This window comes from Haloplanus sp. XH21 (assembly GCF_023276355.1).
Taxonomy (GTDB): Archaea; Halobacteriota; Halobacteria; order Halobacteriales; family Haloferacaceae; genus Haloplanus; species Haloplanus halobius.
In genome coordinates, this window is the sequence record NZ_JALLPL010000001.1 from 739,040 (window position 1) to 758,241 (window position 19,202).

Genomic DNA, 19,202 nt, shown 5'->3' on the forward strand with positions numbered 1-19,202 from the left:
AGGACGAACACCCAGATAAGTAGCAGGGTCCGTCACAAACTTTCCCGCGATTCGTGACGGCTTGCCCCCTACTCGTCGAGCGCGTGCCAGGAGAGGCGGGGGGTGCGGGCCGCCGCCGCCTGATCGATGCGTCGCGCGGTCGTCTGGGCCGGCGTCTCGGCCAGTTCCTCGGGATCCATCTCGGCGACGGCGTTGAACGCCGCCGCGAGGTCGTCGAGTCGCGCCTTCGACTCCGTCTCCGTCGGCTCCGTCATCAGCGCCTCGTCGACGATTTCGGGCCACTTCGTCGTCGGCGGATGGACGCCGTGATCGAGCATCCCCTTCGCTACGTCGGCCGCATCCGCGTCCGCGCTCGCGACGAACTCGTGGTGGAAGGGGCCGTACGGCACCTCGTAGTCGATCTGTGAGGCGAGATAGTTGGCGTTCAACACCGCTCGCTCGCTGATGCGCTCCAGCCCCTCGTCGCCGTGGCGCAGGATGTAAGCGTAGGCTTTCACCAGCACCAGCCAGTTGCCCATGAACTCGTGGACGCGGCCGATGCTGCGTGCGGGTTCGTACGTCTCGTAGTCGCCGTCGACTTCGCGGACCTGCGGCGTCGGCAGGAAGGGTGCGAGGTCAGCGCCGACGCCGATGGGACCCTGTCCCGGCCCGCCACCCCCGTGGGGCGTCGCGAACGTCTTGTGCAGGTTGAAATGCATGATGTCGAATCCCATATCGCCCGGCCGGGCCTTGCCGAGCAGGGAGTTGAGGTTCGCGCCGTCGTAGTAGAGCAGGCCGCCGGCGCCGTGGACGATTTCGGCGATGTCCTCGATCGACCGCTCGAACAGGCCCAGAGTGTTGGGGTTGGTGAGCATCAGCAGCGCCGTCTCGTCGCCCACGGCCGCCCGCAGCGCCTCGACTTCCACCCGGCCCTCGTCGTTCGACGGCAGTTCGACCACGTCGTAGCCCGCCATCGCGGCGCTCGCGAAGTTGGTCCCGTGGGCCGATTCCGGGACGATGACCTCGTTTCGCTCTCCCTCGTCGTTTGCCTCGTGATACGCCTTCGCCACCTGGATGCCGGTGAACTCGCCGGCGGCGCCGGCGGGCGGTTGGAGCGTCACCGCGTCCATCCCGCCGATGGCTGCCAGCGTCTCCTGTAGCTCGTACAACAGGCCGAGGATGCCCTGTTTGTCGTCGTCGCTCCGGAGCGGATGGATCCGGTTGCCGCGGTGGGCCGCCACGTCCTCCGTGAACTTCGGGTTGTACTTCATCGTGCACGACCCCAGCGGGATGGGACCGGAGTCGATGCCGTAGTTCATCTGCGAGAGGCGGGTGTAGTGGCGCGCCACCTCCGGTTCCGCCAGCGCGGGTAGTTCGAGTTCGTCGCGCGTCAGGTCGTCCGGCAGCGACGACTCCACGTCGACGCTCGTCGAATCCTTCTCGATCAGCAGCGGTTCGTACTTGCCGCCGGCGTACCACCGTGCCTGTTCGTGCGGGGCGCTCTCGGCCGATTCCTCGCTGGCCTCCCGCTGCTCTTGGCTCATACGCTACCTCCGTAGCCCGCGAGCGCGTCGACCAGGTCGTCCACCTGGTCGCGGTTGGTGTCGGTCACGCAGACGGCCAGGCGGTTCTCGCCCGCGTCCGCGACGGTCCGGAGGGCGAGGCCGGCGTGTCGGCAGTGATCCACCACGTCCGCCGCCGGCGCGTCACAGTCCACGAGCGCCTCGCGGAAGTGGTGGCCGTCGTAGACGGGCGCGGTGAAGCCGTCGAGTTCGCCGATGCGTTCGCAGGCCTCCCTGATGCCCGTCACGCACTCCTCGGCCAGGTCGACCAGGCCCTGCGGGCCGAGCCACGCCGCGTGGATGGCTGCCCGAAGCGCCAGCCACGCCTGATTCGTGCAGATGTTCGACGTCGCTCGCTCCCGGCGAATGTGTTGCTCGCGCGTCTGCAGTGTCAGGGTGTACGCCCGGTTGCCCGCGCCGTCTTCGCCCGCGCCGACGAGACGTCCCGGCACCTGTCGCAGGAACTCCTCGCGACACGCGAACAGGCCCAGGCCCATGCCGTACGTCGTCGGCAGGCCGAGCACGCTTGCGTCGCCGACCACCACGTCGGCACCGACGGCGGCAGGCGGTTCGAGCAGCGCCAGCGCGACGGCGTCCGAGCCGACACAGAACAGGGCGTCGTTGTCGTCGGCCAGGTCGCCGATGGCGTCGAGGTCGGGTTCGAGGAGACCCCGCGCGTTCGGCGTCGCGGCGTAGACGAACAGCGTGTCGTCGCCGATGCGTTCCGCGAGGCCGTCCACGTCCGCCGTGCCACCCGTCGTCGGGTAGGTGTCGACGCCGATGTCCGGACCGTCGGTGTAGTTGTCGAGCACCGACCGCACGCGCTCGGGCAGGCTCTCGGGCACCAGCACCGTATCGCCGTCGGTCGCCCGCACTCGGTCGGCGAGCAGTGCCGCCTCGCCCAGCGCGGTCGACCGGTCGTACATCGAGCAGTTGGCGACGTCCAGCCCCGTCAACTCGCGAACGAGCGACTGGAACTCGAACAGTGCCTGGAGGAAGCCCTGCGTGATCTCCGGTTGGTACTGCGTGTAACTCGTGAGAAACTCCGAGCGCGAGGAGAGATGATCGACCACCGAGGGGACGTAGTGGTCGTAGTGGCCGCCGCCGAGGAACTCGGTCAGGTCGGGCGAGCCGTCGAGGATGCCCTCGACCGCCGCCCGCGCTGCCCGTTCCGAGTGGGACTCGATCCCGTAGTCGCCGTCGAATCGGACCGATTCGGGAATGTCGAACAGTTCGTCGGGATCCGTTACCCCGACGGCGTCGAGCATCGCCGACCGTTCCGCGCCGGTGTGAGTCGCGTACGGCATACTAGTCGCCCTCCGGTCGCTCGACGTATATATTCGACGCCGCGGCCGGCGTCGCCGTCAGTTGACGCGCTCGACCTCGTAGCCCACGTCTTCGATGGCCTCGATGACGTTTTTCGCGTGGCCCTCGCCGCTCGTGACCACCTGGAAGACCAGGTACGCGTCGCCGACGTGGAGGTCGCCGACGGCTCGGTCGTGGCGCACCGTCCGGATGTTCGCGCCCTCGTCGCCGATGATGCCCGAAATCCGGCCCATCTCGCCCGGTTCGTCACGGATGCGGATGCGCAGGCGGAGCAGCTGGCTCCGGTCGGTCAGGGCGTGGGTCAACACCGTCTGGAGCATCGACATGTCGATGTTCCCGCCGCAGAGCAGCGGGACGACGGTCTCGTCCTCGACGTCGACCGCGTCGCTAAGCAGGGCGGCGATGGAGGCCGCGCCCGCCCCCTCGACCAGTTGCTTCGCGCGTTCCAGCACCACGAGGATGCTCCGCGCGATCTGGTCGTCGCTCACCGTCACCACTTCGTCGACGTGGTCCTCGATCAGCCCCAGCGTCAGCGACGAGATGCTCCCCGTGGCGATGCCGTCGGCGATGGTCTTCGGCGACTCCTCGTCGACCGGGATGCCCTTCTGGAGGCTGTCCGGCACGGTCGACGCCATCTCGGCCTGGACGCCGATGACGCGGATGGAGTCGTCGAGTGATTTCAGTGCCGTGCTGATGCCGCCGATCAGTCCCCCGCCGCCGATGGGGACGATGACGGTGTCGACGTCCGGCACCTGTTCGTGGATCTCCAGGCCGAGCGTCCCCTGACCCGCCACGATGTCGGGGTCGTCGTACGCGTGGACGAACAGCATCCCGGGCTCCTCGGCTTTCGCCTGGGCGTACGACATCGCCTCGCCGAACGTCGACCCGTGGAGTTCGACCGACGCGCCGTAGCTCCGCGTCGCGTCGACTTTCGCCTGCGGCGCGTTCTCCGGCATGACGATGGTCGACTCCAGTCCGACCGTCGTCGCCGCCAGCGCGACGCCCTGGGCGTGGTTGCCCGCGCTCGCGGCGACGACGTGTTTGTCGCTGCCCGCCTCGGCCTCCTGTTTCAGCTTGTTGTACGCCCCTCGCGTCTTGAACGACCCCGTCCGCTGGAGATGCTCCATCTTCAGGTGGACGTCGCCGCCCGACATCTTGCTGAGCGACCGGTTCGTCTCGATGGGCGTCTGCCGGACGATGTCCGGGTCGTCGAACCGTTCGCGCGCCGCCTCGATATCCGCGAGGGTAACTGTCATGACCTATCCTCTCGCGAAGCGGCGGGTTAAATCACCTGCTTACCGCAACGTTCCCGCGCCGTCACTCGACCGTCGTCGCGTCCGGAACTGTTCGCACTGACTGCGACTACAGGAGGCGGGTGGGCGTCGCGAGCAGTCTCGCCACCCGGTCGAGAAACCGCGCGGCGACGGCGCCGTCGACGACGCGCGGATCCACCGACAGCGACAGCGGGAGCGTCTGGCGGGCGACCACCTCACCGTCGACGACACGCGGACGGGACTCGATTCGCCCCAGCGCGAGCGTCGCTACCGTCGGACGGACGACGGGTGGCGTGGCGTACGTTCCGGCCACGGCGCCGATGTCCGTGACGGTGAATGTGCAGTCCGGCGACTCCTCGTCGGCGACGTGCCCCTCGCGGGCCCGCGACAGTTTCGTCGCCGTCTCCGACGCGAGATCCAGCAATCCCCGTCCGTCGACGGCGTCGATGACCGGTAGCGACAGCCCCGCATCCGTCGCCGTCGCCACGCCGAGGTCGTACGTGTCGTGACAGACGATCTCCCCCTGAGACTCGTCTATCGAGGCGTTGAGTCGCGGGAACTCCCGTAGCGCCAGCGTCACCGCGCGCAGCACGAAGGGGAGTTCGGTGAGGTCGATCCCCTCGACCTCGGCGTACGGTTCGAGGTCCGCTCTGACATCCACCAGCGTGGTCACGTCCACCTCGTCCGCGTGGGTGGTGTGCGGCACTGCGAACGCGGATGCGGACGCAGACGCACCCGACCGACCGCCGGCGGCCGGTACGTCTTCGACGGGGAGCCGATCGCCGGGCGCGATCCCGCTCTCCTGTGCCGTCTCCGGCACTTCACTCTCGGGTTCTGCCGTCTCCGCCCCTCCGCTCACCGTCTCCTCCTCTGTCGTCGGTGCGCCGTTCCCGGTCACGTCGGCGGCGGCCGCCGACGCGCGGTCGACGGTCGTCGCCGACTCCCGATGGGTCGGCTCCGCGCGCTCGTCCCGTTCTCGCAGAACGGGCGTCGCCGTCGCCGAGAGCGCCCGCGGCGTCGGCCGGCGATCCTGCGGCGACTTCTCGCTCGCCCGTCGTACGTCCGCGTCGGTGACGCGGTCCCGTTCGCCGGTGCCCGCCACGCGACTGGGGTCGACGCCGAGTTCGCGCGCCAGGCGGCGGGTTCGCGGCGGGGCGAACGCGCGGGAGCGTTCGGCCGCCGTCGCGACCGACGCACTGCCGCTCGGTTCGCCGCCCTCGATCGGTCGTTCGGCCGCCTCGGTCGCCGGTGTCTCCTCCGGTTCGTCGCTAGTTCCGTCTGCCTCGTCGCCCTCATCCCCCACGTCGAGCGCGACGAGCGGCGTCCCGACGGGCACCATGTTGCCGGCTTCGGCGTGGCGCTCTTGGACCGTCCCCGCCATCGGTGCCGGGACTTCGATCACGGCCTTGTCGGTCTCGACCTCGGCGAGTGGCTGGTCTTCGGTCACGTCGTCGCCCGGGTCGACCAGCCACTGGAGCAGTTCCGCCTCGACGACGCCCTCGCCTAAGTCCGGCAGGACGACGGTTTCGACGGTCATGGTGTCGCCCCCTCCGCGCCGTCGACGTGCGTCGCGTCGATGTCGCTCCGTGAATCGGGGTCGGTCGGCTGTTCCTGCGGTGGGTTCGTCGCCCGTGTGTTCGTGCTCATGTCGAGGGTTCGTCGTGGTGGTCGTGCGGTCGGTTCGGTGTCCGCATCACGTCGCGGCGTGTGCCTCGCGGCGCGCCTCGTCGACGCTCCGGCCCTCCCGGAGCACCGCGTCGACGAACAGTTCGCCCGCCCGGTACGACGACCGGACCATCGGCCCGCTGGCACAGTAGAGGAAGCCGAGTTCCTCCTCCGCGACCCGGCGCCACGTCTCGAAGGCGTCGGGATGGACGTATTCGTACACGTCGAGATGTGAACGTGAGGGCTGGAGATACTGGCCGAGCGTCACCACGTCGACGCCGGCCTCGCGGCAGTCCGACAGCGTCCGGTAGCGTTCGTGGTCGTACTCGCCCACCCCGAGCATGAGGCTCGTTTTGGTGTACACGTCCGCCGTGTCGCTGGCGCGTTCGAGCACCGAGAGCGACTGCTCGTAGCCGGCCCGGCGGTCACGCACCGGCCACTGCAGGCGCTCGACGGTCTCGACGTTGTGCGCGAGGACGTCGGGACCGGCGTCGACGATGCGGTCGACGAGCGCCGGATCGCCCTGGAAGTCGGGGATGAGCACCTCCACCAGAATCCCCGGATCCCGTGCTTTGATCGCCTCGATGGTCCGGGCGAAGTGGCCCGCGCCCTGGTCGGGCAGGTCGTCGCGGTCGACGCTCGTCAGGACGACGTAGTCCAGGCCGATTTCCGCGACGGCGTCGGCCACCTTCGCCGGCTCCTCGGGGTCGAGTGCGTCCATCCCGCCCGTCTCCACGTCACAGAAGTTACAGCCGCGGGAACAGCGGTCGCCCATCAGCATGAACGTGGCCGTCCCGGGGCCGTTGCGGCCGCTCCAGCACTCGCCCATGTTGGGACAGTTCGCCTCCTCGCACACGGTGTGGAGGTCGCGGTCCCGGAGCGTCTCCTTGATCTCCGCGAACCGCTGGCCCGACGGTGGCTGGATCTTCAGCCAGTCGGGCTTGCGCCTGCGTGCCATACCCCATCCTTCGGCCTAGCGGGCAAAAACGTGTGGGGCAGATCTGTTCGATCATCGAACCGTCGCCGCGACCGACACGTCTATGGTCGTCGTTCGTGAACCCACGCCGGTATGGCCGACAGGCGGGCGGACATCGTCGACGGATCGATCCCCCGGACGCTGGTCGGTCTCGCCCTGCCCCTCGTCGCCCAGAACGTCGTCCGCGTCGCCCAGCAGGTGATCGACACCTTCTGGCTGGGGCGTCTCGGCGAGACGGCCGTCGCCGCCGTCGGCCTCACGATACCCGTCATGGGCGTCCTCTTTGCCCTGCTGGTGACGCCCTTCGTCGGCACGCAGATCCTCGTCTCCCAGCGCGTCGGCGCCGACGACGGCGACGGCGCCACCCGGACGGTCGTCCATGGGCTCGCCCTCGCGCTCGTGCTCGGTGCGGCCCTCGGTGTCGGCGTCTTCCTCGTTGCCCGTCCCATCGTCACCCTCGTCGGTGCCGGCCCCGACGTGGCGCCCGCCGCGGCGCTCTATCTCGGGGTCGTCGCGCTCGGTCTCCCGCTCGCGGCAGCCAGCGACGCGCTCGAAGCCGGCTTCGTCGGGCAGGGGGACTCGCGGGCCTCGCTCTGGATCAACGTCGCCACCGTCGCCGTCAACGTCGTCCTCGACCCGATTCTCATCTTCGGTGTCGGACCGATCACCGCGATGGGGGTTCGCGGTGCGGCGCTGGCGACGGTCGCCGGCTACGCCGCCGGCCTCCTGCTGGCTCTCGCGCTCGCGCTCGGCCCGCGCATGACCCTCGCGCGCCGACACCTCTCGCTCTCGGTCGACGACTTCCGCGCCCTGCTCTCGGTCGGCGCGCCGATCACGGGCCGACAGGTGGTGAGCCAAAGCGTCCGCGTCCTGCTGGTCGGTATCGTCGCCATCACCGGCGGGGCGGCGGGCCTCGCCGCCTACACCGTCGGCGCGCGGGTGGCGAGCGTAGCCGTACTGCCCTCCCAGGGGCTCGGGCAGGCCGCCCAGAGCATGGTCGGCCAGAACGTCGGCGCCGGCCGACCGGACCGCGCCGGGCGGACCACCCGCGTCGGCGTCGCCATCGCCGTCGCGGCGCTCGCCGCCCTCGGCGCCGTCCAGTGGGTCGTTCCCGGTCCCGTCGCCCGGATCTTCGTGCCAGACCTCTCCGGCGACGGCTTCGCGCTCACCGTCGACTACCTCCGCATCCTGGCCTACGGCTACCCCGCCATCGGTGCGGTCGACCTCCTGCTCGCGGGGTTCAACGGCGCGAGTCGGACCCGGACGAGTTTCATCGCCGACCTGGTGAAATACTGGGGGGTGCGCCTCCCGGTCGCCGCCCTCGCGCTGCCCGCGACGGCCGCAGTGGCCATCTTCGGTGTCACCCTCGCACCCGGCTTCGACCTGGGGATGCCCGCCGTCTTCTGGGCGGTCACGGGATCGAACGTTGCCGCCGCCGTCGGCGTCGCTGCCTACTACGCCCGCGCCGTTCGGGGCGGCCTGTTCGCCGACGCGGCGGTCGACGACTCGGCAAGCGGCGGCACCGACCCGTCCGACTGATACGGTGTATTGTAACTGTCTTCCGGTGGGTCCCCAAGACGGGTCGGCGACCCACTGGTACTGACTTACAATACACCGTATGAGGTGGCGCGCGCCACGACGGAAACGCCTTTGCCGTCACGGCCCCGCGACTCGGTACATGACTCACGGCTCCACCCGCCACGGCACGCGCCGCGCTCCGATTCCGAGACGGGAGGTGCCGACCGCGTGAAGGTCGCCGACGCGATCCCCGAGTTCGCCGACGCGTTCGACTTCGAGGAGTTCAACGCGATGCAGCGGGAGGCCCTCCCGGTCATCGTCGAGACCGATCACAACGTCGTCGCCTCGGCACCGACGGCGAGCGGGAAGACCGCGCTGGCCGAACTCGCCATCTGTAAGACGCTCCGCGAGGGTGGCACAGCGCTCTTCATCGCCCCCATGCGCGCGCTGACCAACGAGAAGGAAAGCGAGTGGGAGCGCTTCGAGGAGATGGGCTACTCGGTGTACGTCGTCACCGGCGAACGCGACCTGAATCCGCGCCGCGCGCGTCACGCCGATGTCCTCGTGATGACGCCCGAGAAGGTCGACTCCGCGACCCGTAAACACGACTCCCGGCGCTACGACTTCGTGACCGACGTGGACTGTGTCATCATCGACGAGGTCCACCTGCTCGACTCCGAGCGACGCGGTGGCGTCCTCGAAGTCACCGTCTCGCGGCTCCGCCGACTCTGTGACCCCCGATTCGTCGCGCTCTCGGCGACAATGCCCAACGTCGAGGACGTGGCCGCGTGGCTCGACGCCCCGCCCGAGGCGACCTTCGCCTTCGGCGACGACTACCGACCCGTCGACCTGCAGACGGGCGTGAAGACCTACACCCACGGCGAGAACGCCTTCGCCGACAAGTATCGCCGGCTCTACCGGGCCTTGGATCTCGCCGAACCGCACATCCGCGAGGACGGCCAGGCGCTCGTCTTCGTCGCCTCCCGACAGGACGCCGTCAGCGCCGCCGCCAAGACCCGCGACGAACTCGCGGAACGCGATGTCCCCGTCGGTTCGCGCGGCGACTACGACTTCCACACCGAAGCGAAGGAACTCGGCGACGACCGCCTCCGAAAGGCTGTCCTCGACGGCGTGGCCTTCCACCACGCCGGTCTCTCGAAAGCCGACCGCGACCGCATCGAGACCTGGTTCCGCGAGGGGAAGATCTCCATCCTCTTTTCGACGTCGACGCTGGCCTGGGGCGTCAATCTCCCCGCGCGGTGTGTCATCGTCCGCGACACCAAGTACCACGATCCGCTGGAGGGCGAGGTGGACATCAGCCCGCTTGACCTCCTCCAGATGCTCGGCCGGGCCGGGCGCCCCGGCTACGACGACGTGGGCTACGGCTGGATCGTCTGTGACCGCTCCGACGCCGACCGCTACCGTCGCCTTCTGCGGGAGGGCACCGAGATCGAGTCCCACCTCGCGGCCGACCTCGACGCCCATCTCAACGCCGAAATCGCCATGGGGACCGTCGACGACCTGGACGACGTACTCTCGTGGCTGGAGACGACGTACTACTACGTCCGCGCGGCGTCGGAACCGGCGGCCTACGACTTCGAGGGCCTCCGCGACCGGGTTCGCGAGACGCTGGAATCGCTCGTCGACCGCGGCTTCGTCGAGATGGGCGACGACCTCGCCATCCAGGCGACGTCGCTCGGCCGCCTCGCGTCGAAATACTACCTCCGACTCTCGACCGCAACGGCGTTTCACGACCTCGCTCAGCGTGACCGCATCGATGTCGACGCTATCTTGGAAACGGTCGCCGCCGCCGCCGAGTTCGACTCCGTCTCTGCCCGTCAGTCCGAGGCCGATGCCGTCGACGCCGTTCTCGGCGACGCCGACGGCGAGGCCGCCCTCGACGACGGCGGACGGAAGGTCCTCGCCATCCTGCAGGCGAGCACCAGCGACTCCATTCCCTCGGATCTGCGGAGCGACGCATGGATCATCCGCCGGAACGCGCTTCGCCTGCTCGCGGCGCTCCGGGAGTTCCTCGACCGCTTTTCCGGCCCGCGGGCGGCCAACCTCTCGCGCCGCCTCGAAGCCCGCATCGAACACGGCGTCAGTCGCGACGCCGTCTCGCTGACGGCCATCGACGGCGTGGGTGCCGGCCGCGCCAGCAAGCTCGCCACCGGCGGCCTCTCGCGCCCCGCCGATCTGGTCGACGCCGGCGCGGCCGAACTCACGAACGCCGGCCTCGCCGAGGGCGTCGCCGAACGCGTCGTCGAGGCGGCCGCGGACCTCCCCGACATCTCGGTGTCGTGGGACGACCTTCCCGATACCGTTGCCCCCGGCGACAGCGAGATGTGCGAGGTGCGGGTCCGCAACGCGGGTGGTGGCGCCCGCGTGGGCGTCCGCGTCACCGTCAACGGCGTCGAGATGCACGAGAAGGCGGCGTATCTCACCGACGAGACGACGGCGCCGATCGGGGTGTTTGGGGCGGACGCCGACGAACTCGACTTCGAGGTGGAGGTGTCGTTCCCGGAGTTGCCGATTCGGCCGGTGGTGGCAGAGCGCGTGGTGCGGGTGGCGTAGTCGTCGAGTTCTCGGCGGACGCCGACGAACTCGACTTTCGGGTGGTGGGGCGAACCTTCCGTGTTAGTCGGCCGCTCTGATGTGGACGACGAACCCCGCGATCACGCCGATGTAGCCGAGGGCAGCCGCAAGGACCCCGACGTTTTGCACCGCCAGCGCCGCGTCCAGCGAGAGGACTGGGGCGAGACGGAGGATCCCGACTGCGCCGAGGGCAGCGAGTTGACCGAGTGCCGCGAGCCCTGACCCGACGAGCACGAGACGGGTCCGCCGCCGCCGAACGGAGGGGTCTGCGACCGGATGACGGTGCCGGAGATAGGCGTAGACGACGCCGACAACGGCAAGTTGCAACACGACGGCGAGGGCACCGAGTCGGACGAACCCGGGGAGCGCCATTTCCTTCTACGACATCTGTCGCCACCTTAGGCGTTCGCCCGGAGCTTTTCATCCGATGACGCGGCCCATCCGGGCCATGGCTGACGCCATTCGCGCCTTCGCCGGCGACTGTACCGTCGAAACCGACGACCAGACCCACCGGGGCCGCGTCCTCGTCCTCGTCAAGCCCGACCGGACCGTGCTGGTCCACGACGCCGAGGGCTACCAACCGGTGGCGTGGTTCACCCGCGCCGACGCCGTCACCGTCGAAACCGATGGCGACGGGTTCGGCCTCGTCGCTCGCCTCGACGGCCGGACGCTCCGGGTGACCGCCGACCGGATCCGGCGGTCGGTGTACCCCGTCACTCCCGCTGGCGTCCCCGTCGGGACGCATCCCGACACCGGCGGCACGCTGGTTCGCACCGGCGGTGCGGTGGTCGACCTCGCGACCGAGACGCGATATCCGCTCGTCGCCGGGGCGACCGTGCTCGACGAGCGGTGTCCGGACTGTGGCCTCCCGCGCATGCGCGTCGAACGCGGCGCCGTCTTCGAGGTGTGTCTGGACCGGGGATGTGAGCCCCTCGACGACGCGGTGCGCGACCGGTTCGACCGCGCCTGGACCTGTCCGGACTGTGGTGACGACCTGCGGATCATCCGCCGGAACGGGCGGCTGCTCGCCGGCTGTGACGCCTATCCCGACTGCGAGACGGCCTTCACCATCCCCGCGGGTGTCGTCGTCGACGACTGCCCCTGTGGGCTGCCGGTCTTCGAAACCGCGGCAGGCCGTCGGTGCCTCGACGGGACTTGTGACCGATTCTCGGGATGAGGCCCTGCCGTCTCACCGCACCGCAGGCCCTTTACCGCCGCCGCACCCCCACACGGATATGCAGGGGACCTTCGAGGAGGGTGTGGTCCGCGTCGGCGGCGACGCGCGCCAGCGCTTCTACGACGCCAGCGGCTACGGCCGGCCGCTCTCGGGCAACCGCATCGAACTCGCGCCCGTCGAGGCCGCCCACCTCCTCTTTCGGGACGACCTCGACGCCGTCGCCGTCCCCGAAAGCGACGAGCGCCTGGGGTTCCGAGAGTTCCTCGTCGCGACCGATATCGCCCTCGAGTTCGTCGTCTACAAGGACCTTCGCGACCGGGGCTTCTACCTCTCGCCCGCCCGCGAGGAGTGGGTCGACGACCCCGTCGGCGCCGACTTCGTGGTCTATCCGCGCGGGCAAGGCCCCGCGGACGACGCCGTCGAACACCGGGTTCGTGTCGTCGGCGAGCGCGAATCCATCCGCGCCGACACGCTCGGCGGCGTGGTCCTCGCCGTCGTCGACGAGGAGGGAGAACTCACCTACTTCGAGACGACCCACGGTACGGCCGCGGGCGGGACCGACGCGACGGACGAGGAGCGCTACACTCCGCCGTCGGGGCAGGAGGCGTCGCTCCTGGCCGACCGGGCGATCGTCTGGGACCCGCCGGACGACCTCCACGATCGAGGGTTCTACGGCCAGCGGCTCCACGGGCGGAGCGCCGAAACCGGGCCGCTCCAGCTGTCGCTCGTCGAAGCGGCGTTTCTCGCCCGACGGGACGCCCTCCACCTGCCCGAACCACGCGTGGTCGAGCGCGGCCGGCAGGTCGAAGGCGAGCGGTTCGACCGCCGGCTTCGCGCCTACGCGGCGCTCCGAGCGGCCGGCAGCGTCCCGAAAAGCGGGTTCAAGTTCGGCGCTGACTTCCGCACCTACGACGCCTTCACCACCGTTGACGAGATGGACCACTCCACCCGCCTGATTCGCGTGGTGTCGCCCGATCACACGTTCCTGCCCCGCGACCTCTCGCTGGACGTCCGCCTCGCCGGTGGGGTCCGGAAGCGAATGGTTTTTGCGCTGACCGACGTGAACCAGGGGATAGACTGGCTCTCGGTCGCCCGACTCACGCCCTAACATGACACGAGACACGCCGCGCGACGACTCCGACGAGGAGACACCCACCGACGACCCGGCGGCACGCCCCGCCACCGACGGCGGCAGCGACGTCGCCGCCGGCGCCGACGAGGTTGCGCTCGATCCGTGGGGGTCCTCGACCGTCTCCGACTACCGCAAACTCTTCGACGAGTTCGGCATCGAATCTTTCGACGAGTTGCTCCCCGAGGTGCCGAGTCCGCACTATCTGATGCGGCGGGGCGTCATCTTCGGCCACCGCGACTACCGTCCCGTCGCGCGAGCGCTCCGCGAGGGCGAGGACGCGGCCGTCCTCTCCGGATTCATGCCCACCGGCGACCCCCACATCGGCCACAAACTCGTCTTCGACGAGATCATCTGGCATCAGGAGCGCGGCGCCGACGCCTACGGCCTCATCGCCGATCTGGAGGCCCACAGCGCCCGCGGCCTCTCGTGGGACGAAATCGACGAACACGCGCGCGACTACCTGCTCTCCCTGCTCGCGCTCGGGTTCGACCCCGAGGAGGGCGAACTCTACCGGCAGTCCACCAACCGCGAGGTGCAGGACCTCGCCTTCGAACTCGGGTCGAAAGCGCGGTTCGCGGAGTTCGAGGGCATCTACGGCTTCGACGGCGAAACCTCCGTCTCCCACATGCAGTCCGTGGTGACCCAGATGGCGGACATCCTCTATCCCCAGCTGGACGAGCCGAAGCCGACGGTCATCCCCGTCGGCCCCGACCAGGATCCGCACATGCGCCTCGCGCGAGACGTGGCCGCGCGGATGCGCTACTTCAAGGTGACCGAGGCGTACGCCTCCTTCGAGGCCAACGCGGCGGAACGTGACCACCTCGCGGCGGCGTACGCGGCGCTCCGGGACGGCGAGGACGATTCTCCCGTCCGGTGTGCGGCGGCAGCCGACTGGATCGAAGCCGAGATGGCGGCCGACGCCGCTCACGATTCGGTCGTCGACAAACTCCGCGCCGCCGGGAAGGAACCGCTCCGGCCCCGGGTACGCTTCCTCGACCGCAACGCGACGCCCGAGGCCTTCGACGCCCTCATCGAGGCGATTCCGGGCGAGAAGCGGCGCTACGAGGAACATATCGACGCCTTCGACATGGACCGCGCGGACGCCGAGGACCTCGCCCGCGAGGTCGAAGTCGACCACGGCGGCTTCGGGTTCATGGCACCCTCCTCCATCTACCACCGGTTCATGACTGGCCTCACCGGCGGGAAGATGTCGTCGTCGGTGCCCGCGAGCCACATCTCGCTGCTCGACGACCCCGAGGACGGCTACGACAAGGTGAAGTCGGCGACCACCGGCGGCCGCGAGACGGCGGAGAAACAGCGCGAACTCGGCGGCGAGGCCGACGACTGTCCCGTCTACGAACTGTACGCCTACCTGCTCGCCGGCGACGACGACGAGTTCGCGACCGAGGTGTACGAGGAATGTGTCGGTGGGGAACGCCTCTGTGGCGGGTGTAAGGAACAGGCCGCCGAACTCATGCGCGAGTTCCTCGAAGACCACCAGGAGAAACGCGAGGAGATGGAGGCCGTCCTCGACGACCTGGATATCGACCTCGACACCGATCGTCGGGGCGTCGCTGGCGACGGGCACTAGTCGCCCGCGAGCCGGGTTTGCAGAACGCTTTTGCCGCCCGCCACGCATCGAACGCGTATGGCGACCGACCCCGCCACGGCCGACTCGCTTGCCCGCGAAGCGACTGCACAGGGGTTCGGTTTCGGATTCTTTTTCGACGCGTAGGGGCGGCGGACTCCGCCCGCGGTGGGTGACGAAACCGGTCCGTTCGACGGGCTACGCGGCTACGCGGCTGCGTGGGGCTTCGGAACTGCTAACTAACTTCGGTGGCCGTGAACAAGACAAGAATGCGACTTCCGGAATCACAGGCCGCGGTGTTGGAAGCCGCGAGCGCGACGGAGGATCGAACGATCGAACAGCTAAGCGAGGCGACGAATCTCAAATCGGAGACGGTGACCGGTGCGGCGTTCGACCTCGAAGACGCGGGGCTGGTGACCGTCTCGGAGGCCGAAGCCGTCTCTCACGCGGTGACGGCGGAGGGCGAGGCCTACGCCGAGTCGGGACTGCCCGAGGTCCGTCTCTACCGCGCCGCCCTCTCGGCCGGTGCCGACGCGGAGCCAGTCTCCCTGGGCGAGGTCATCGGCGACGCCGACCTCGACGGCGACGCGGTCGACATCGCCCTCGCCAACTACGCCCGCAAGGGGTACGGCGACATCGAGTCGGGACAGATCACCGCGGATCCGGACGCCGACCCGGACGACGACGAAGAGGCCGAGGCGCTTCACGCCCTCGTCGCCGGCGAATCGGTCGACTCGTCGGACGCGATCGACCAACTCGTGCGTCGTGGGCTGGTCGATCGACAGGAGCGATCCGTCCGGTCGGTGACGCTCACGGACGAGGGGGTGACCGCGCTGATGGAGGGCGTCGACGTCGCCGAGACGGTCGACCGCCTCACGCCCGAGATGCTCGCCTCGGGCGAGTGGCGCGACGTGGAGTTCACCGCGTACAACGTCGAGGCCGACGCGCCCGAGACCCAGGGCGGCAAGGTCCACATCCTCCGCCAGACCGCCGAGCGCGTGAAGGACACGCTCGTCGGGATGGGGTTCCAGGAGATGGACGGCCCCCACGCCGACTCGGAGTTCTGGATCAACGACTGCCTGTTCATGCCCCAGGACCACCCGGCGCGCACCCACTGGGACCAGTTCGCCCTCGACGTACCGCCGATGCAGGACATCCCTGACGACCTCCTCGACCGCGTTCGTGCCGCGCATCTGGACGGCGTCGGCGAGGACGGCCAGGGGTACCACTCGCCGTGGACCGAGGAGGTGGCCCGCGAGGTCGACCTCCGGGGGCACACCACCTCGCTGTCGATGCGCTACCTCTCCGGGCACGAAATCGGCGACCTCGAACCCCCGGAGCGGTTCTTCAGCGTCGAGAAGGTGTACCGCAACGACACGCTCGACCCGACGCATCTGCTGGAGTTCTTCCAGATCGAGGGCTGGGTGATGGCCGAAGATCTCTCCGTGCGCGACCTGATGGGCACGTTCGAGGAGTTCTACCAGCAGTTCGGTATCACCGACCTGCAGTTCAAGCCGCATTACAACCCCTACACCGAACCGTCGTTCGAACTGTTCGGGACGCATCCGGAGACGGGCGAACTCATCGAAATCGGCAACAGCGGGATGTTCCGCGAGGAAGTCCTCCGTCCACTCGGCGTCGAGTGTGACGTGATGGCTTGGGGGCTGGCGCTCGAACGACTCCTGATGCTCATGTACGGCTTCGACGACATCCGCGACGTGCACGGGACGCTCTGTGACCTCGAACTCCTGCGGGAGACGGAGGTGCTTCACTGATGCCCGTCGTCGACATCGACCCCGACGAACTGCGGGACCTGACGGGCCACGAGGAGAAATCGGACGAGGAGTTCATCGACGACCTGTTCGCGCTCGGATTGGAGTACGAGGGCGAGACGGAGGACGGCGAACTCCAGTTGGAGTTCGGTCCGGACCGCCTTGACCGCCTCTCCGTCGAGGGAGTCGCCCGCTCGCTTCGCTACCAGTACGGCGACGACCGCGGCGTCTACACCCCGAGTACGAACGACGCGGACTGGACCATCGTCGTCGACGAGTCGGTGCCCGACGAGCGCCCGTACGTCACCGGCGCGGTGATTCGCGGTGTCGACCTCGACGAGGCGGCGCTGGACTCCCTGATCCAGTTACAGGAGAAACTCCACGCCACGATGGGGCGCAAACGCGCCAAAGGCGCCATCGGTATCCACGACCTGACGATGCTCAAGGGCGCGGGCTACGACGCCGAGGAGATGGACGAAGGCCCCGACAGCAGTAGCGGCGGCGGGCGCCGCAACTCCATCACGTACCGCGGTATCGACCCCGAGGGCGACCGGTTCGTCCCCCTCGACGCCGACCGGGAGATGACGCCGGTCGACGTCCTCGACGACCACCCGACTGGCGAAGAGTACGCCCCCATCGTCCGCGAGTACGGCCGCTACCCCGCCATCTACGACGAAATCGGCCTGTTCTCGTTCCCGCCGGTCATCAACGGCCGCCGGACCGAGGTGTCGACCGACTCGCGGAACCTCTTCGTCGAACTCACGGGCACCGATCAGTGGACCATCGACCGGATGTGTAACGTCATCTGTTACGCGCTGGACGCCCGCGGGGCGACCATCGAATCCGTCGAGGTGGACTACCCCGACGAACGGCTGGTCCGCCCCGATTTCGACACTGAGGAGAAAACCGTCGTCCACGACCGCATCGAAGGGCTGCTCGGCATCGACCTCGGCGTCGAGGAGGCGGTCGACCTCTTCGAGCGGTCGGGACTGGACGCCATCCACGAGGAGCAAGACGACGGGACCGTCACCTACGAGGTTTCGGTGCCGCCGTACCGAACGGACGTGCTCCATCCGCTCGACTTGGTCGACGACGTGGGCCGCGCCTACGGGTTCAACGAACTCGACCCGAGCTACCCTGACGTGGCGACGGTCGGCGGCCGTCACGACCGCTCGACGCTCGAAGCCGCCGCCCGAACGTCACTCGTCGGTCTCGGCTTCGAGGACCTGCTCAACTTCCATATGATCTCCGAGCGGGAGAACTACGAGCGGATGCGGGTCGATCCCGACACCGCCGTCGTCGGCGGCGGCGACCCCGTGACCATCACCGAACCGTACAGCGAGGACTACACGATGCTCCGGACGTGGGCGCTCCCCTCCTTGCTGATGGTCCTCGAAAACAACACCCACCGCGCGTACCCCCAGGATCTCGCGGAGATCGGCCTGGCGGCCGACGCGGACGACACGGCGAACACGGGCGTCGCGGAACACCGCACCGTCGCCGCGGCGCTCGCGCGCCACGACGCCTCCTACGAGGATGTCAAATCGCGTCTCGCGGCGCTCTGTGACGACTTCGATGTCGAGCTGGCGACGCCGGCGACGGACCATCCGACGTTCATCGACGGGCGCGCAGCCGATGTCGTCATCGACGGCGAGGCGGTCGGCGTCATCGGCGAGGTTCACCCCCAGGTGCTGGTCGACCACGATCTGGAACTCCCCGTTGCGGCGTTCGAGTTCCGGCTGGACGCGCTGGCGTAATCGCCGTCTCTCCGTTCGGCGTCGACTTCGTGAGGTCCCGTCTGAAACTCGCCGTTCGCGATGACGATGGTGCGCTCCTCGCGACGCTTCAACCCCACAAGGGTCCGTCTGAAACACGGTGGGCATGGGTCACACCCCGACGACTTCGAGGAGCTTCAACCCCACAAGGGTCCGTCTGAAACTACCGCTTGTCCCCGTCGTTCCCCGAGAGGTCGGGGCTTCAACCCCACAAGGGTCCGTCTGAAACTGCACCTTCGCGACGAGATTACGATGGCCGACGCCGCTTCAACCCCACAAGGGTCCGTCTGAAACGATCTCGACGACGGCGAACGGCTTACTGTACTCGTGCTTCAACCCCACAAGGGTCCGTCTGAAACCTTTGATTTCCTCCACGCGTTCGGGTTCGACATCCTCGCTTCAACCCCACAAGGGTCCGTCTGAAACGCGATGAGCTTGCCGTCCTCCAGTTCCTCGTACTCGCTTCAACCCCACAAGGGTCCGTCTGAAACGCCACCGTCTGTCACCCGTTGCACCGTCGCCTCGGGGCTTCAACCCCACAAGGGTCCGTCTGAAACGATTCGGAGTCGCACCTACTCCACGCCGAGACGCGAGCTTCAACCCCACAAGGGTCCGTCTGAAACAGCAGTCACGCAGGAGTTCCACCTTCTGGTAGTGGGCGCTTCAACCCCACAAGGGTCCGTCTGAAACCCAACGGCACCCGAGACCGGCGACTTCCATGATGTCGCTTCAACCCCACAAGGGTCCGTCTGAAACCCTCGACGACTACCGTCTCGACACATTCGTAGTGGCTTCAACCCCACAAGGGTCCGTCTGAAACTGATCGCGAGGGTCGGTGCGGCCTCCGGTGGCGGCTTCAACCC

General features: G+C 68.7%; 13 protein-coding genes and 1 CRISPR repeat array (1 of these 14 cut by a window edge). Of the genes, 7 read left to right on the forward strand and 6 right to left on the reverse strand.

The annotated features are described in order from the left end of the window. Nucleotides 1–68 precede the first annotated feature (68 nt). The 5 genes from gcvPB to lipA all read right to left on the reverse strand — a co-directional run bounded on the left by gcvPB (nucleotide 69) and on the right by lipA (nucleotide 6,764). Nucleotides 69–1,523 (reverse strand): aminomethyl-transferring glycine dehydrogenase subunit GcvPB, encoded by a 1,455-nt coding sequence (gene gcvPB, locus MXB53_RS03895; protein WP_248895893.1) that lies wholly within the window; start codon nucleotides 1,521–1,523, stop codon nucleotides 69–71. Then, entirely contained in the window at nucleotides 1,520–2,848 is a 1,329-nt protein-coding gene (gcvPA, locus tag MXB53_RS03900; RefSeq protein WP_248895894.1) for an aminomethyl-transferring glycine dehydrogenase subunit GcvPA, read from the reverse strand. Before gcvPA ends, gcvPB begins: the two co-directional genes overlap by 4 nt. A 57-nt stretch (nucleotides 2,849–2,905) precedes the next feature. After that, the gene (gene ilvA / locus MXB53_RS03905) at nucleotides 2,906–4,123 is read right to left on the reverse strand and encodes a threonine ammonia-lyase (protein ID WP_248895895.1); all 1,218 of its coding nucleotides are present in this window, start codon (nucleotides 4,121–4,123) and stop codon (nucleotides 2,906–2,908) included. A gap of 106 nt (nucleotides 4,124–4,229) precedes the next feature. After that, entirely contained in the window at nucleotides 4,230–5,678 is a 1,449-nt protein-coding gene (locus MXB53_RS03910) for a dihydrolipoamide acetyltransferase family protein (RefSeq protein ID WP_248895896.1), read from the reverse strand. A 156-nt stretch (nucleotides 5,679–5,834) separates the two neighbouring features. Continuing rightward, complete coding sequence (gene lipA / locus MXB53_RS03915) at nucleotides 5,835–6,764, reverse strand: lipoyl synthase (protein ID WP_248895897.1); 930 nt, start codon at nucleotides 6,762–6,764, stop codon at nucleotides 5,835–5,837. Nucleotides 6,765–6,875: 111 nt separating this feature from the next. Between lipA and MXB53_RS03920 the strand changes: the two genes are divergently transcribed. Both MXB53_RS03920 and MXB53_RS03925 read left to right on the forward strand, forming a co-directional pair. Further along, the gene (locus MXB53_RS03920) at nucleotides 6,876–8,321 is read left to right on the forward strand and encodes an MATE family efflux transporter (RefSeq protein ID WP_248895898.1); all 1,446 of its coding nucleotides are present in this window, start codon (nucleotides 6,876–6,878) and stop codon (nucleotides 8,319–8,321) included. A 207-nt stretch (nucleotides 8,322–8,528) separates the two neighbouring features. Then, complete coding sequence (locus MXB53_RS03925; protein ID WP_248895899.1) at nucleotides 8,529–10,874, forward strand: DEAD/DEAH box helicase; 2,346 nt, start codon at nucleotides 8,529–8,531, stop codon at nucleotides 10,872–10,874. Between the two features lie 63 nt (nucleotides 10,875–10,937). On the opposite strand, the gene MXB53_RS03930 is transcribed toward MXB53_RS03925, so the two are convergent. Then, nucleotides 10,938–11,267 carry a hypothetical protein gene (locus MXB53_RS03930; RefSeq protein WP_248895900.1) on the reverse strand — a complete coding sequence of 110 codons (330 nt, stop codon included), beginning with the start codon at nucleotides 11,265–11,267 and terminating at the stop codon, nucleotides 10,938–10,940. Between the two features lie 76 nt (nucleotides 11,268–11,343). Here MXB53_RS03930 and MXB53_RS03935 point away from each other — a divergent pair, with 76 nt between their 5' ends. From MXB53_RS03935 to pheT, 5 genes are all read left to right on the forward strand, one after another. Continuing rightward, a complete protein-coding gene (locus MXB53_RS03935) occupies nucleotides 11,344–12,072 on the forward strand; it encodes a topoisomerase DNA-binding C4 zinc finger domain-containing protein (protein ID WP_248895901.1) in 729 nt (242 codons plus the stop codon). Nucleotides 12,073–12,130: 58 nt separating this feature from the next. Further along, nucleotides 12,131–13,180, forward strand: coding sequence for a tRNA-intron lyase (locus MXB53_RS03940; protein ID WP_248895902.1), 1,050 nt, complete (start codon nucleotides 12,131–12,133; stop codon nucleotides 13,178–13,180). Nucleotide 13,181: 1 nt separating this feature from the next. Further along, entirely contained in the window at nucleotides 13,182–14,795 is a 1,614-nt protein-coding gene (locus MXB53_RS03945) for a tryptophan--tRNA ligase (RefSeq protein WP_248895903.1), read from the forward strand. Nucleotides 14,796–15,061: 266 nt separating this feature from the next. Continuing rightward, the gene (gene pheS, locus MXB53_RS03950; RefSeq protein ID WP_248895904.1) at nucleotides 15,062–16,567 is read left to right on the forward strand and encodes a phenylalanine--tRNA ligase subunit alpha; all 1,506 of its coding nucleotides are present in this window, start codon (nucleotides 15,062–15,064) and stop codon (nucleotides 16,565–16,567) included. Further along, nucleotides 16,567–18,321 carry a phenylalanine--tRNA ligase subunit beta gene (pheT, locus tag MXB53_RS03955; protein ID WP_248895905.1) on the forward strand — a complete coding sequence of 585 codons (1,755 nt, stop codon included), beginning with the start codon at nucleotides 16,567–16,569 and terminating at the stop codon, nucleotides 18,319–18,321. Before pheS ends, pheT begins: the two co-directional genes overlap by 1 nt. An 85-nt stretch (nucleotides 18,322–18,406) precedes the next feature. Then, nucleotides 18,407–19,202: a CRISPR direct-repeat array (repeat unit 30 nt; unit sequence GCTTCAACCCCACAAGGGTCCGTCTGAAAC); it runs 4,744 nt beyond the window's last position.